The following is a 14,477-nucleotide window of genomic DNA, read 5'->3' as shown; positions in this document are numbered from 1 at the left end:
AATTATATGAACAGATTAAAAAAAATATCATATATCTCATGTCTCTGCCTGTTTGTCTCATTGGCGGCGGTACAGACCTCCTACGCAGACGATGCCGGTAAAGTAGTATCCATGGAAGACCGGATAACGCCTGATGGGCAAGATGGAATCATTACCCAGACCATAAATGCCAAAACCAATGAATCCGGGGAAGTCATCTTTCCCATTTGGAAGGATGCTGCCATAGAATCCATGAAAGCTATCTCCGGTACTCTGACAGCAGATGAAGTCACAGAAAAAATAGATGGAGACCAGTCTTATTATCTGGCAGTGTTTGCTGAAAAAGAAAAAGAGGTTTCCTTTCAGGTGGTTTTACGGGGGAAAGGATTTTACGAAGGAGAAGCTGCGGATTTGGGTGATACCTATCCCGGCAATGCAAAGGAACTCTCATTTAAGGCCAAAAACACCACCCCAACATCCATCGGTTCTTACCAGATGAAAATTGCCGTCCCAAAGGGAAAAGAACTTCTTAATATCGTGGATTATTCCGATAAAAAACCTTTCACCATCACCAGCGAAGACGGATATACGTTCGGAGGATTTGATTTCGGAAAGGTTTCCCCGGGAAAAGAATCAAAGCTTGCCATTAACGTGTTTGACAAGAAGAGCGGTTCCTCTGTTTTCCTATGGATCATCATTATCCTGCTGTCAGCCGGATTCATGTACCGCAACTTAGACCTGCTTAAAAAGCCGGTCAATGAATAAATCGAAAAAAGGATGAGTGATCATATGAGGAAAAGACAGGGAATACTGATTATTTCTGATGGGCTGGGAGACCGGCCAATAAAAGCGCTGGGCGGTTTAACCCCGTTAGAATATGCAAACACGCCAAACCTGGACCGCCTGGCAAGGGAAGGCTGCACAGGGAACGTTTATCCCATCGCCCCAGGGATACCCGTTGGCACCGATGTGGGCCATATGGAGATCTTTGGCTGCGATTCCGATAAGTACTACCCCGGCAGGGGCCCTCTGGAAGCTTTAAGCGGAGGAATCGAAATCATGGAAGGAGATGTTGCCTTTCGAGGGAATTTCGGAACCATTGACGAGGAATATACCGTGATCGACCGGAGAGCCGGACGGATTCAGGATGGGACCAGGGAACTTGCCGAAGCCTTATCCGGAATGAAGCTTAAAGACGGCACCACCGTTCTTGTAAAGGAGCTGACCCAGCACAGGGTCGCAGTGGTACTTCGAGGGAAGGGACTGTCTGCGGCTATTGTACCCACAGATGTAGGGACTGCAAACGAAGGAGCAAAGCTGGTAATCCCCTGTCCAGAGGATCCGGCCTGTAAAGAGGCTGCGAAAACTGCTGAAAACCTGTGGGAATTCACCAGGAATGCTATGGAGATCCTAAAAAACCATCCGGTCAACCAGGAACGGATCAGGAAGGGCCTGCTGCCGGCTAACGTAATCATAACCAGGGGACCGGGGCAGCTAAGCACCATACCGAGTACGGCCCGGCAGCTGGGCATCCGCGCCCTCTGCATTGCAGGCGATATCACCGTAGGAGGGATCGCCCGGCTGGTTGGTTTCGATTATTACGTACAGGATTCCTTTACCGGCGGATTTAACACAGACATCATGGGAAAAGCCAGGAAGGCTGTGGAATCGATAAAGGAAGGCTACGACTGGGTCATCGTCCATATAAAGGGCACCGATCTGGCAGGTCATGACAACCAGCCTCTGGAAAAGGTCCGGATCATAGAAGAGATCGACAGCATGGCAGGCTATATCATGGATCACATTAACGGAGAACAATGTTACATCGCTTTCACAGCAGACCATTCCACCCCCTGTGAAGCAAGAGACCATACAGGAGACGGCGTCCCCACCATTATCTGGGGTTGGGATGTAAGACGGGATAAGACAGAAAAGGCGGGAGAAACCTTTTTTATGGAAGGAGCCTTACAAAGCCTTAAGGCAAGGGATATATTTACCATGCAAATGGACCTGATGGGCTTTACCAAAAAGAGAGGAGCCTGATCCAGAAAAATAAAAAGAAAGCGCCGGAAAATGATGAAACTGCTGTCATTTTCCGGCGCTTTTAGTTTTATGATTCTTTTAAAATCTTGTCAATGCTTACGATCTTCACACAAAGAGCGAATAATTCCATCGCAAGGATCAGATCAGATAAAGGAGGATAAGAAGGCGCAATGCGGATATTATTATCCCTTGGATCCTTTCCATATGGGTAAGTGGCTCCTGCTCCGGTCATGACGAGACCGGATTTCTTGCACCTTGCCACAATGGCTTTTGCACATCCGTCAAGAGAATCAAAGGAAATGAAATAGCCGCCTTTGGGACTGGTCCATTCTCCGATTCCAAGTCCGCCAAGCTCTCTTTCCAGGATCTGGTTCACTGCTTCGAATTTCGGTCTCATGATATCTGCATGCTTTCTCATATGCTCTACCATGCCGTGAATATCTCCAAAGAAGCGTACATGGCGCAGTTGGTTTACCTTATCATGGCCGATGGTCTGAATCTTTAACTGCTTCATTATGTCAACTAAGTTGTTTTGGCTGGCCGCGATGGTTGCGATACCGGAACCTGGGAAGCTGACTTTTGAAGTGGAGGCGAATTTATAAACCATATCCGGATTACCGGCTCTCTTGCACTCTGCAAGGATTTCAATGAGATGATCCTGGTCCCTGTCGTATAAATGATGAATGGTATACGCATTGTCCCAGTAGATACGGAAGTCTTTTGCAGCCGGTTTTAACCGGGCAAAGCGGCGTACTGTATCATCGGAATAGGAAATTCCCTGAGGATTGGAGTACTTCGGAACGCACCAGATTCCTTTAATGGAATCATCGTTTGCCACCAGCTCTTCCACCATATCCATGTCCGGACCGGTTGGGGTCATGGGAACATTTACCATCTCGATCCCAAAGTATTCGGTTATGGAGAAATGTCTGTCGTATCCAGGAACAGGGCATAAGAATTTCACTTTATCCAGCTTGCTCCAGGGAGTACTTCCCATAACGCCGTGAGTCATGGAGCGTGAAACCGTATCATACATGACATTTAAACTGGAATTTCCGTAAATAATGATATGGTCAGGCGCAACCTCCATCATATCGGCAAGAAGCTCCTTTGCCTCCTTGATTCCGTCAAGCACCCCATAGTTACGGCAGTCGGTACCGTCATCACAGGTCAAATCGTCGTTGCTGCTCAATACATCCATCATTCCCATGGATATATCCAGCTGTTCTGTGCTGGGCTTTCCTCTCGACATATCAAGCCTTAAGTCCTTGCCCTGAAACTCCTTATACTGCACGTGAAGCTGTTTTCTCAGTTCCTGTAACTCTTCCTTTGTCATCTCAACATATGGCTTCATAGATTTCTTTTTCCTCCTCATATAGACTCCTTTAACCTAATAGTTCCTTAAGAATCCTGTTGACCGCTCCCGGATCGGCTTTTCCCTTCATGGACCGCATGGTCTGGCCTACCAAAAATCCAAAAGCTTTCTCTTTTCCACTATGATAATCCTCCACGGACTGTGGATTAGCGGAAACGATTCCCTCAATTACCCTGTGCAGCTCCTCTTCGTCATTTACTACCCTTAATCCTTTTTCTTCCACATACTGTTCCGGATCAATGTTTTCTGCGAAGATCTTTTCAAAGACTTCCTTGCCCACGGTACGGTTAATGGTACCATTATCTACTAAAAGAATTAATTTTGCAAGGTTTTCCGCGGAAAATGTCATTTTTTCAGGATCCGTGTCACGCTCTTTTAAAAGCCGCATGGCCTCTACCATCAGCCAGTTTGCAGCCTCTTTCGGCTTACCGCAGATTGTGGTGACCGCTTCAAAAATATCTGCCATATGCTTAGAGCCGGTGATGATATCCGCATCATATTCAGATAGCTTAAACTCCTCCTGATAGCGGGCCATCTTCTCCGTCCGAAGCTCCGGCTGTCTGGCCCTTATGCTCCTGATCCATTCATCACTTATGACCACTGGAGGCAGATCCGGGTCCGGGAAATAACGGTAATCCCTGGCATCCTCTTTGGAGCGCATGGCATAGGAGGATTCCTTGTTGTCATCCCACCGCCTTGTTTCCTGAACCACCGGCTTCCCTTCTTCAAGCAATTCGATCTGGCGCTTCCGTTCTCCTTCAATGGCACGGGCAATGGCCTTAAAGGAGTTTAAATTTTTCATCTCCGTTCTGGTTCCAAGTTCTGAGGAACCGGCCTCACGGACAGATAAATTCACATCGGCTCTCATGGAGCCTTCCTGAAGCTTACAGTCAGAAGCACCCAGATACTGAATGATGAGTCTCAGCTTTTCCAGGTAGGTGATCACCTCATCCCCGCTTCTCATATCAGGTTCTGAAACGATTTCAATGAGGGGAACCCCGCTCCGGTTAAAGTCCACCAGGGAACAATCCTCCCATTCGTCATGGATAAGCTTTCCCGCATCTTCTTCCATATGGATCTCATGGATCCCGATTTTTTTCTTTCCTGCCGGTGTATCAATCTCTACGCAGCCATCGTGGCAGATGGGGAGATAAAGCTGGGATATCTGATAGTTCTGCGGATTATCGGGATAAAAGTAATTCTTCCGGTCAAACTTGCAGTACTGGTTGATCTGACAGTTTACCGCAAGGCCTACTGCAAGGGCATATTCCACTACCTGCTTATTAAGGACCGGAAGGGAACCGGGCATACCAGTGCATACCGGGCAGGTGTGGGTATTGGGTGCTCCGCCGAATTCCGTAGAGCAGGCGCAGAAGATTTTCGTGTTTGTGGCAAGTTCCACATGGACTTCCAGTCCTATAACTGTCTCATACTGTTTGCTCATTTACCTCTCCTCCCTTCCCGCGGGTCTTAAAACAGCATCTGCTGCCATAGGAGCCATCTCATAGCTTCTGCTCTGCTCAAAAGCAAAGCCTGCCCGGATGATGTTCTTCTCCTTAAAACAATCCCCAATAAACTGAACTCCAATGGGCAGTCCTTTAGAATCCTTGCCACAGGGAACCGTAAGACCTGGAAGACCGGCTAGGTTTACGGAAATGGTATAGATATCGCCCAGGTACATCTTTAAGGGGTCGCTTAAGCTCTCTCCAAGCTTTGGTGCTGTAGACGGGGAAGCAGGCCCTAAAATCACATCGTATTTTGAAAATGCCTCGTCAAATGCTTTCTTGATCAAAGCCTTTGTCTTTAATGCCTTCAGATAATAGGCGTCATAATAACCGGAGCTTAATACAAAGGAACCAAGCATGATGCGTCGTTTTACCTCCGGGCCAAATCCCTGAGAACGGCTCATTTTATACATGCCGTGAAGTCCGTTGTATTCTTTTGCACGATAGCCATATTTCACACCGTCAAACCTGGATAAGTTGGAGCTGGCCTCTGCGGAAGCGATCACATAATATGCCGGAATCGCATATTCCACCATACCCAGATCAAAAGTCTCCAGAATAGCTCCCTTTTCCTCCAGAACCCTTGCGGCTTTTAAAACCGCCTCCTTTACCTCTGGATCAAGGCCTTCCCCCAGATAATCCGCCGGTATGCCGATCCGCATTCCCTTCACATCATCTCTTAAAGCCTCAGTAAAGTCACAGTCTTTCCGCTCTACGGATGTGCTGTCCTTCTCATCATGGGAAGCCAGAACCTCAAGAACCGCGGCGCAGTCCGACACGTCCTTTGCAACAGGCCCGATCTGATCTAAGGAAGACCCGTAGGCAATCAGCCCGTACCTGGAAATGGTTCCGTAAGTAGGCTTTAATCCGGTAACTCCGCAGAAAGAGGCTGGCTGTCTTATGGAACCTCCTGTATCCGACCCCAAGGCATAAAAGCATTCCGCCGCCGCTACCGCCGCACAGGAACCGCCGGAGGAACCGCCGGGAACGTGGTCCGGGTTCCATGGGTTTCTTGTAACTCCGTATGCCGAAGTTTCCGTGGTGCTTCCCATAGCAAACTCATCCATATTGGTTTTTCCAAGAATCACTGCTCCGGCTTTTTTTAAATTCTCCACTGCTGTGGCCGTATAAGCAGGAACGAAGTCCCAAAGGATTTTGGAGCTGCAGGTGGTCTTCATTCCATCGATGCAGATGTTATCCTTTACCGCTACCGGTACACCTGCCAGAGGACCGGTCAGTTCACCGGCTGCGATCTGCCTCTGCACCTCCTCCGCCTGTTTCAGTGCTTTTTCTTCTTCTATGGTCACAAAGCTGTTAAGCACCGGCTCCATGGCCTTTATCTGACCCAGGACTGCTTTTACTGCTTCTACGGAAGTAACCTCTCCGTCTTTTATTTTTTTCCCCAACTGTACCGCCGTAAGGGATAATATTTCTTTCGCTGTCATACGAGTCTCCCCCCTATTCCACTGTTTTTGGCACCTTAAAGGCTCCATCCTTACTTTCCGGAGCATTTTTTAAGATGTTCTCTCTGTCGTCACCGTTTTCCACCACATCCTCACGGAAAACGTTGTGTACCGGGAATACATGGGACATGGGTTCCACGCCGTCGGTATTCAGTTCGTTTAATTTATCAATATAATCCAGCATACGGCCCATATCATTCTTTGCCGCTTCCCTTTCTGTCTGGTCAAGTTCAAGCTGTGCCAGGATTCCTACATATTCGATTGTAGCATCATCGATCATGTGTGCCATCTTTTTCTTCCTCCTTTCATATTTCCAGCCCACGTTTTCTGGGCAGGACCCACCCATTTTACCGGGCGTAAAGGTATACCCGCAGGGTGGTTCCTCTTTATTATGGTTCCAGTCTCGTTACATCTCTTGGAAAAAGGGTGGTCTCCCTAATATTTCCTTCATCAAGAAGACGCATGGTAAGGCGCTCCAGACCGATTCCAAGGCCTCCGTGAGGCGGCATACCATATTGGAATATCATTAAATAGGAAGAAATATCCTCCGGATTCATGCCTCTGGCCTCCATTTTCTTGAGGATCGCTGCATAATCATGAATCCTCTGGCCTCCGGTAGTCACTTCCAGCCCCTTGAACAATAAATCAAAGCTTAAGGTAAACTTAGGGTCTGCCGGATCGTCCATGGCATAGAAAGGACGCTTCTTTGACGGATAATGGGTAACAAATACAAAATCACTGCCATACTCTTCCTTAAAGTACCGGCCGATAAGCACTTCCTCCTCCGGTTCCAGATCATAGGGGTTTCTGATCTTGCGGTTGTATTTCCCCGAAACCAGTTCCTTTGCTTCTGCGAAACGGACTGTTGGGATACTAGTTACATCGGGGAGTGTGACCTTAAGCATTTTAAGCTCTGTTTCATATTCCTCGCATAGAAGTCCAAAGGTATACTGGAGCATGGCTGTCTCCATTTCCATGATCTCCTCAAAGCTGTCAATGTATCCCATTTCAAAGTCCATACTGGTATATTCATTTAAATGTCTTGTTGTATTATGCTTTTCTGCACGGAAGACGGGAGCGACCTCAAATACCCGGTCGTATACGCCTACCATGGTCTGCTTATAAAACTGGGGACTTTGACCCAGTTCTGCTTTTTTATTAAAATAATCCAGTTTAAATACGTTGGAGCCGCCTTCTGCTCCGCGGGCTACGATCTTTGGTGTACGGATCTCCGTAAAACCCTGGCTGTGAAGGAAGTCCCTGAAGCCTCTTACAATGCCTTCCTGAATACGGAACTTTGCCCTCTCCATGGGATTGCGAAGGGTAATGGGGCGCAGCGTCAGCTTTGTCTCAAGGGAAGTGTTTAATTTCCACTTGCTGATTGCCACAGGAAGGGCCTCTGCCGGCTGGGATAAACGTTCAATCTCCAAAAGGCGGATTTCAAACCCATGGGGAGCCCTCTCTTCCTTTGATACGATTCCAGTGACCCGGACCGCCGACTCTTCTTTTAAAAGACTTAAGTCAAAATCCGTTTTCCCTTCCTCGTACACACACTGTACCAGTCCTTCTGCTTTCCGAAGGATCACAAAAGCAACCTCTCCCATATCCCTTATGGTATGGACGCTTCCTTCCATTTTTACGGTCCGGCCTTCATAACCGCCGGATTTGATGCGGTCCACAGGGACCGTCTCCTTTTCTTTAACACCACTGATAAATTCCATATCTGCATTCTCCTTACCTGAATGTAATTGTTTTGATTCCGGTAAAGGGTATTTGATCGTTTAGCCGTGCTAAGCATAAAAATATCCCGCCCCGGAATACAGTTACATATTCCGGGACGGGATTTATATGGCTATAAGTTCCCGCGGTACCACCCGCATTGAGACAGCTGCTTCTTCCTCCGGCCGCAGATATGACAGCCGGATAAGCAAATGTCCCCACTCAAACATTTAACGCATGTGTACGGATACGCCTACTCATGTCACAGTCAATCACTTTTAAGAATTGACTGCCGCTTCGGCATATCGGCTCCGGAGTGTTCCCTTAGCCAAGTCCCACGTGACGGCGCTCTCAGTCGGTGACGCCCTCTTCCTGTTGAGGTCCATAGGCCAGAGTCTCCTTCTCTGCCTTTTTCGATATAACGGAAGTCCGGTTCGCCTTTGGCTCACCGAATGTATTTAAACTCCTGTTGATTCATGATTCCCTGCACAGGCCTGTTTTATAACAGTTCATCACTTAACTACAATGAATTTCACTTATAATATCATAATCCATTTTAACCTGCAATACTTATTTTTCACAAATTATCACCAACATTGGGAAATAGAACCTAATAAATCATACAATATTGACTTTTCCAGTCGTAACAGTTACAATTATGAACACGCTTACTAAAGAATCAGGAGGGCCTTTTTTTATGTCTAAAACATTGGATGCTATAAGACCTGAAGAGAATAAGATGGGAACCATGCCGGTGAACAAGCTTTTACTGACCATGTCTCTTCCCATGGTTATTTCCATGTTGATACAGGCACTTTATAACGTAGTCGACAGTATTTTCGTGGCACAGATCAGCGAAACAGCTCTTACTGCTGTCTCCCTGGCATTTCCCATTCAAAATTTAATCATCGCCATCGCCGTAGGAACCGGTGTGGGAGTCAATGCTCTCCTTTCCCGCTCCTTAGGGGAAAAGAATCCGGAAAAGGCAAATCTGGCCGCAGTCAATGGAATATTTGTTTTTATTCTCAGCTATCTTGTCTCCGCCCTGTTTGGAATCTTCTTTTCCCGGTTTTATTTTACGGTGCAGACAGGCAATGAAGAAATCATCAACCAGGGAACCATCTATCTTTCCATCTGCACCATCTTTTCCTTTGGCGTTTATCTGCAAATTGCTTTTGAACGGATCATGCAGTCCACCGGCCGCACCATCTATAATATGATCACCCAGGGACTGGGAGCCATCATCAATATCATTCTGGACCCAATCCTCATATTCGGGCTCTTTGGATTTCCACGCCTTGGCATTGCCGGAGCCGCTATTGCAACTATTATCGGCCAGATCATTGCCATGATGCTCCTGCTGTATTTTAATTTAACCAGGAATCCTGATGTAAATTTAAACATGCGGAGTTTTCGCCCGCATAAAGAAACGATCATTGATATTTATAAGGTAGGACTTCCCTCCATTATCATGCAGTCCATCGGTTCTGTCATGACCTTTGGTGTCAATAAGATCCTCCTTTTGTTCTCCGAAACCGCAGTCTCCGTATTCGGCATTTTCTTTAAGCTGCAAAGCTTCATCTTTATGCCAGTGTTCGGACTTAATAACGGTATGGTGCCCATTGTCGCTTATAACTGGGGTGCAAAAAACAGGGACCGTATCATGAAAACCATACGCTCCAGCGTCATAGGATCTGTCTCCATTATGTTCCTGGGAGTTATCATCTTCCAGGTGTTCCCGAAGCAGCTTTTACTCCTGTTTGATGCCTCCGAGTACATGATTTCCATTGGGGTACCCGCTCTTCGCATCATCAGCTTAGGGTTCCTCTTTGCCGGCTACAGCATCATTATCGGTTCTGTTTTCCAGGCTCTTGGAAACGGCATCTACAGCCTGATCGTATCCGTCGCCAGGCAGCTTGTTTGTATTTTGCCAATTGCATATATATTCGCGAAAGTCTTTGGACTTCATGCAATCTGGTTTGCCTTCCCTCTGGCTGAAATCATGTCTCTGGTTTTAACCACCATACTGTTTAAACGAATTTATGAAAACTGCATCAAGAAACTATAGGGTTCCCACGCAACTGAATATGCAAGCATTCCGCTTGCTCCATTAGGAGGCAAACAATGAGCTCCGAATATCTTTTAATAGACGGCTACAACATCATATTTGCCTGGCCTGATCTAAAGGAACTGGCGGAGACCAATATGGACTCCGCCAGAACGAAACTTCAGGATATTCTATGCAATTACCAGGGTTATAAAAAATGCAATGTCATTCTGGTTTTTGACGGCTACAAGGTCAAGGGAAACCCAGGCACAGTCATAAAATACCACAACATTCATGTGATCTTTACTAAGGAAGCGGAAACCGCAGACCAGTACATCGAAAAGGTCTCCCAACAGATCGGCAGGCAGTATCAGGTGCGGGTAGCCACCTCGGACAAGTTAGAGCAGATCATCATCCTAGGAACAGGCAGCACACGCCTCTCCGCCAGGGATTTAAAAAAAGAAATCGAAGAGACAAATACTGAGATTAAAAAGGAACATCTGGAGAGAATTCCCTCAAAGAAAAACCGCCTCTTCGATAACGTAGACCCTGAGCTGTTTGAATATCTGGAAAAAATACGGTTGAATAAAAAGGATTAATTCTATCCTTTTTTTCCGGGGCATATATTTATTAAGCCTATACTTAGGAGGAATATCACATGTCATTACTAGAATTGTTCATCATCGCGGTAGCCTTATCCATGGATGCCTTTGCCGTCTCCATCTGCAAAGGATTATGCATGCCAAAGATGAACTGGAACAATGCAGTCATCGCAGGCCTGTATTTCGGTGGATTCCAATCCGGGATGCCGCTTTTGGGCTACCTTCTGGGATCGCAGTTTAAGGAAGCCATCACTTCCATTGACCACTGGATCGCTTTTATTTTGCTTGGAGCCATTGGCATCAGCATGATAAAGGAATCCTTTAGCAATGAAATGGAAGAATGTGAGGTTTCCCCCATGTCTCCCCAAAACATGATCCCTCTGGCGATAGCAACCAGCATAGATGCTCTGGCAGTGGGGGTTACCTTTGCATTCCTGCAGGTACAGATCGTTCCGGCTGTTTCCTTTATCGGAGCTACCACCTTTACCCTGTCTGTCCTGGGAGTTAAAGTAGGAAATGTCTTTGGAACCCGCTATAAATCAAAAGCAGAATTTGCCGGCGGACTGATCCTGATCCTGATGGGATTCAAAATTCTGGTGCAGCATCTGATGGAGGTTTAAGCCTTCTCACAGGAATGCAGCATGACTGCGCCAAAGGGGGCCAGTACTAACTTTTTCCCATTGATCTTTGGAGCGCTGTCATTGGATAACAGGATCTCCCAGTTGTCCAAGGCCTCCCTTCCTTCTATCTCCTGGTGCTTTCCGGTAAAATTTGCAAAGACCAGCAGCTTTTCTTTCTGCCAGCTTCTCTGATAGGCAAAAATTCCTTCCTGCTTAAGTGGAACAGGCTCATAGCTTCCTTCACTGATCACGTTGCAGCGTTTCCTCAGTTCAATCAGCTTCTGATAGTAACTAAAGACCGAATCAGGATCAGCAAGACTTTCCCTCACATTGATCTCCTCACAATTTTCATTGACACCGATCCACGGGGTGCCTGTGGTAAATCCGGCCTGCTCTCCTGCTTCCCACTGCATGGGAGTCCTGCTGTTATCTCTGGACCGCTCTCTTAATACCCGGTAAATTTCTTCTTCTTTTCTTCCCTGTTCTTTCAAAATTTCAAAGTAATGAAGGCTTTCTACATCACGGTACTGGGAAATATGGGTGAAATTCGCATTGGTCATGCCGATTTCCTCTCCCTGGTAAATGTAGGGCGTGCCCCGCATCCCGTGTATGACAGTAGCCAGCATCTTTGCGGTACGCTTTCTGTATATTCCATCATCGCCAAACCTGGACACGGCCCTTGGCTGGTCATGATTGCACCAGAACACCGCATTCCAACCGTTCTCTTCTGCCATGGAAGTCTGCCATGTGTGGAAAATCTTTTTCAGTTTTTTAAAATCAAAGGGCATTAAAGACCATTTATCTCCGTCCTTATAATCCACCTTTAAATGATGAAAATTAAAACACATCTTAAACTGCTTTTCATCGGGATTGGTATATCGGATGCAGTGATCAATGGTGGTTGAGGACATCTCTCCCACCGTAATGATATCATCGGCATCTAACCCCGTATCTACCACAATTTCCCTCAGATACTCATGAATCCGGGGGCCGTCCGTGTAAAACCGGCGGCCGTCTCCCTCCTCATCATCCTCCCAGGCGGAAGGCTTTGAAACCAGATTAATCACATCAAACCGGAATCCCTTGATCCCTTTTTCCTTCCAGAACCGGATTACCTTTTTTATCTCTTCCCGCACCATGGGATTTTCCCAGTTTAGGTCTGCCTGGGTCTTGTCAAATAAATGAAGGTAATATTTCCCCACTTCCTCCGAGTATTCCCATGCACTGCCGCCAAACTTTGACTGCCAGTTAGTCGGCGGATTACCCGGAGTTCCTTCCTTAAAGAAATAGTAGTTCTGAAATTTCTTATCGCCGTTAAGAGCCTTTTGAAACCATTCATGACTTGTGGAGGTATGGTTAAAAACCATATCAAACATCAGCCCCATACCCAGCTCTCCGGCCTTTGCGGTCAGCCGATCCAAATCCTCCATGGTCCCAAACAGAGGATCGATCCGGCAGTAATCCTGGATATCATACCCATTGTCATTCTGAGGAGACAGGAAAAACGGGGTCAGCCAGAGGTAATCCACTCCCAGCGTTTTTAAGTAATCCAGTTTTTCCATCACTCCCTTTAAATCTCCGATCCCGTCACCATTGCTGTCCCGGAAGGATTTGGGATAGATCTGATAAACACATGATTTCTTAAAGCTCTCCATTTATACAATTCCTTTCTTTTTTCCAACCATAACTGTCAGTGCAAAGGGTACTGCAATGGCAATGAGCATGCACAAGCCAAAGATTCCCATATACTGAGGCTGGATAGACAGGATACCTGGAATACCGCCCACGCCGATGGAATTTGCCATAACATTCATTCCCACAGAAACCGTAGCGGCTATGGCGGAACCGATCATGGCAGAAAGGAACGGAAAGCCCCTCTTTAAATTCACACCAAACATTGCCGGCTCCGTAACTCCCAGATAGCAGGAAATACAGGCAGGAATGGAGATCTGCTTTGCTTCCTCATCCTTTTTCTGGAGGTACATCATGCCAAGAACTGCTGAACCCTGGGCAATATTGGATAAAGCAATCATAGGCCACAGCATCGTTCCTCCAAACTCTGCCATAAGCTGTAAGTCAATGGCATTGGTCATATGATGAAGGCCGGTAATAACAAGCGGAGCATATATAAAGCCAAATAAGGTTGCAAACAGCCAGCGGAAGCTGGAAGTGAGCCCGGCATAAACGACTTTTGAAATCCAGGATCCAATCGCCCAGCCAATCGGGCCTACCACTGCGTGAGCAGCGATTACCGCCAGAAGCAGGGAACAGAATGGAACCACGATCATAGAGATTGTCTGAGGCGTAATTTTCTTAAAGAACCTCTCCAGATAGACTAATACAAAGCCAGCTAAAATGGCCGGAATGACCTGAGCCTGGTATCCGATCATCTCCATTTTTACAAAACCAAAGTCCCAGACCGGTACCTCAGCGCCTGATGCCATGGCATAGGCATTTAAAAGCTGGGGAGATACAAGGGTAAGCCCCAGAACAATTCCAAGGATCTGGGTGGTTCCCATTTTTCTTGTAACAGACCAGGTGATTCCTACCGGCAGGAAATGGAAGATCGCCTCGCCGAGGAGCCAAAGAAAGCTATGAACACCTGCCCAGAACTGTGACACAGAAATGAGAGTCTGGGTTCCCCCATTCATGAGGTTGATCTCTCCTATTATGTTACGGAATCCAAGAATCAGACCGCCTACGATGATCGCCGGAATCAATGGAGCAAAAATCTCCGCGATATCTGCCACCGCACGCTGCAAAAGGTTTAAATTCCCTTTAGCCTCTTTCTTGACTTCGTCCTTGGATACTCCTTCCACACCGGATACGGATACAAAGTCATTGTAAAAGGACTGTACATCATTTCCAATGATTACCTGAAACTGTCCGGCCTGTGTAAAGGTACCTTTGACACTTGAAAGCGCTTCAATCTGCTTGGTATCCGCTTTTGCCGGATCAACCAGGGCAAAACGCATTCTCGTCATACAGTGGGTCACTGCCCCTATATTTCCCTTTCCCCCCACATACTCTAATAGTTTCCTGGCATCGCTCTCATACTTACCCATATTCATACTCCCTTCATACATGTTTTTGGCGCTCCCAAACTTATACGTTTATTTTGTGA

General features: G+C 46.8%; 12 protein-coding genes. 5 read left to right on the top strand and 7 right to left on the bottom strand.

The features are described 5' to 3' along the window. Nucleotides 1–6 precede the first annotated feature (6 nt). Together BMW45_RS11805 and apgM are read left to right on the top strand one after the other, a co-directional pair. A complete protein-coding gene (locus tag BMW45_RS11805; RefSeq protein ID WP_092243702.1) occupies nucleotides 7–744 on the top strand; it encodes a hypothetical protein in 738 nt (245 codons plus the stop codon). 24 nt (nucleotides 745–768) lie between these two features. Further along, a complete protein-coding gene (gene apgM / locus BMW45_RS11800) occupies nucleotides 769–2,022 on the top strand; it encodes a 2,3-bisphosphoglycerate-independent phosphoglycerate mutase (RefSeq protein WP_092243699.1) in 1,254 nt (417 codons plus the stop codon). Between the two features lie 67 nt (nucleotides 2,023–2,089). Here apgM and BMW45_RS11795 read toward each other — a convergent pair whose 3' ends face one another. The 5 genes from BMW45_RS11795 to aspS all read right to left on the bottom strand — a co-directional run bounded on the left by BMW45_RS11795 (nucleotide 2,090) and on the right by aspS (nucleotide 8,086). Next, nucleotides 2,090–3,376: an aspartate aminotransferase type Ic gene (locus tag BMW45_RS11795; protein WP_025234737.1), complete on the bottom strand. Its 1,287-nt coding sequence runs from the start codon at nucleotides 3,374–3,376 to the stop codon at nucleotides 2,090–2,092. A 31-nt stretch (nucleotides 3,377–3,407) separates the two neighbouring features. Then, nucleotides 3,408–4,841 carry an Asp-tRNA(Asn)/Glu-tRNA(Gln) amidotransferase subunit GatB gene (gene gatB, locus BMW45_RS11790; protein WP_092243696.1) on the bottom strand — a complete coding sequence of 478 codons (1,434 nt, stop codon included), beginning with the start codon at nucleotides 4,839–4,841 and terminating at the stop codon, nucleotides 3,408–3,410. Continuing rightward, the gene (gatA, locus tag BMW45_RS11785) at nucleotides 4,842–6,347 is read right to left on the bottom strand and encodes an Asp-tRNA(Asn)/Glu-tRNA(Gln) amidotransferase subunit GatA (RefSeq protein ID WP_092243693.1); all 1,506 of its coding nucleotides are present in this window, start codon (nucleotides 6,345–6,347) and stop codon (nucleotides 4,842–4,844) included. A gap of 13 nt (nucleotides 6,348–6,360) precedes the next feature. Continuing rightward, the gene (gatC, locus tag BMW45_RS11780) at nucleotides 6,361–6,654 is read right to left on the bottom strand and encodes an Asp-tRNA(Asn)/Glu-tRNA(Gln) amidotransferase subunit GatC (RefSeq protein WP_025234740.1); all 294 of its coding nucleotides are present in this window, start codon (nucleotides 6,652–6,654) and stop codon (nucleotides 6,361–6,363) included. Nucleotides 6,655–6,754: 100 nt separating this feature from the next. Then, entirely contained in the window at nucleotides 6,755–8,086 is a 1,332-nt protein-coding gene (gene aspS / locus BMW45_RS11775; protein WP_092243690.1) for an aspartate--tRNA(Asn) ligase, read from the bottom strand. A 695-nt stretch (nucleotides 8,087–8,781) separates the two neighbouring features. Here aspS and BMW45_RS11770 point away from each other — a divergent pair. From BMW45_RS11770 to BMW45_RS11760, 3 genes are read left to right on the top strand one after another with little or no spacing between them, the layout of a single operon-like run. Further along, complete coding sequence (locus BMW45_RS11770; protein ID WP_092243687.1) at nucleotides 8,782–10,152, top strand: MATE family efflux transporter; 1,371 nt, start codon at nucleotides 8,782–8,784, stop codon at nucleotides 10,150–10,152. Nucleotides 10,153–10,208: 56 nt separating this feature from the next. Further along, nucleotides 10,209–10,730, top strand: a complete 522-nt coding sequence (locus BMW45_RS11765; RefSeq protein ID WP_092243684.1) for an NYN domain-containing protein — start codon at nucleotides 10,209–10,211, stop codon at nucleotides 10,728–10,730. A gap of 59 nt (nucleotides 10,731–10,789) precedes the next feature. Then, complete coding sequence (locus BMW45_RS11760; protein WP_092243681.1) at nucleotides 10,790–11,353, top strand: manganese efflux pump MntP; 564 nt, start codon at nucleotides 10,790–10,792, stop codon at nucleotides 11,351–11,353. Here the strand turns inward: BMW45_RS11760 and treC are convergent. Both treC and treP read right to left on the bottom strand, forming a co-directional pair. After that, nucleotides 11,350–13,008 carry an alpha,alpha-phosphotrehalase gene (treC, locus tag BMW45_RS11755; RefSeq protein WP_092243679.1) on the bottom strand — a complete coding sequence of 553 codons (1,659 nt, stop codon included), beginning with the start codon at nucleotides 13,006–13,008 and terminating at the stop codon, nucleotides 11,350–11,352. The two genes, BMW45_RS11760 and treC, sit on opposite strands and share 4 nt — an antisense overlap. Continuing rightward, a complete protein-coding gene (gene treP / locus BMW45_RS11750; protein WP_092246406.1) occupies nucleotides 13,009–14,418 on the bottom strand; it encodes a PTS system trehalose-specific EIIBC component in 1,410 nt (469 codons plus the stop codon). Nucleotides 14,419–14,477: the final 59 nt, after the last annotated feature.

It is taken from the genome of Lacrimispora sphenoides, assembly GCF_900105215.1.
Classification (GTDB): Bacteria; Bacillota; Clostridia; order Lachnospirales; family Lachnospiraceae; genus Lacrimispora; species Lacrimispora sphenoides_A.
Note: the sequence above shows the minus strand (reverse complement) of the source record. Positions and strands in the feature narration are given on the sequence as shown.

Bases quoted from the DNA above. Each gene is read 5' to 3' on its own strand.
- BMW45_RS11805 (WP_092243702.1), top strand. From the start codon at position 7: ATGAACAGATTAAAAAAAATATCATATATCTCATGTCTCTGCCTGTTT.
- apgM (WP_092243699.1), top strand. From the start codon at position 769: ATGAGGAAAAGACAGGGAATACTGATTATTTCTGATGGGCTGGGAGAC.
- BMW45_RS11795 (WP_025234737.1), bottom strand. From the start codon at position 3,376: ATGAAGCCATATGTTGAGATGACAAAGGAAGAGTTACAGGAACTGAGA.
- gatB (WP_092243696.1), bottom strand. From the start codon at position 4,841: ATGAGCAAACAGTATGAGACAGTTATAGGACTGGAAGTCCATGTGGAA.
- gatA (WP_092243693.1), bottom strand. From the start codon at position 6,347: ATGACAGCGAAAGAAATATTATCCCTTACGGCGGTACAGTTGGGGAAA.
- gatC (WP_025234740.1), bottom strand. From the start codon at position 6,654: ATGGCACACATGATCGATGATGCTACAATCGAATATGTAGGAATCCTG.
- aspS (WP_092243690.1), bottom strand. From the start codon at position 8,086: ATGGAATTTATCAGTGGTGTTAAAGAAAAGGAGACGGTCCCTGTGGAC.
- BMW45_RS11770 (WP_092243687.1), top strand. From the start codon at position 8,782: ATGTCTAAAACATTGGATGCTATAAGACCTGAAGAGAATAAGATGGGA.
- BMW45_RS11765 (WP_092243684.1), top strand. From the start codon at position 10,209: ATGAGCTCCGAATATCTTTTAATAGACGGCTACAACATCATATTTGCC.
- BMW45_RS11760 (WP_092243681.1), top strand. From the start codon at position 10,790: ATGTCATTACTAGAATTGTTCATCATCGCGGTAGCCTTATCCATGGAT.
- treC (WP_092243679.1), bottom strand. From the start codon at position 13,008: ATGGAGAGCTTTAAGAAATCATGTGTTTATCAGATCTATCCCAAATCC.
- treP (WP_092246406.1), bottom strand. From the start codon at position 14,418: ATGGGTAAGTATGAGAGCGATGCCAGGAAACTATTAGAGTATGTGGGG.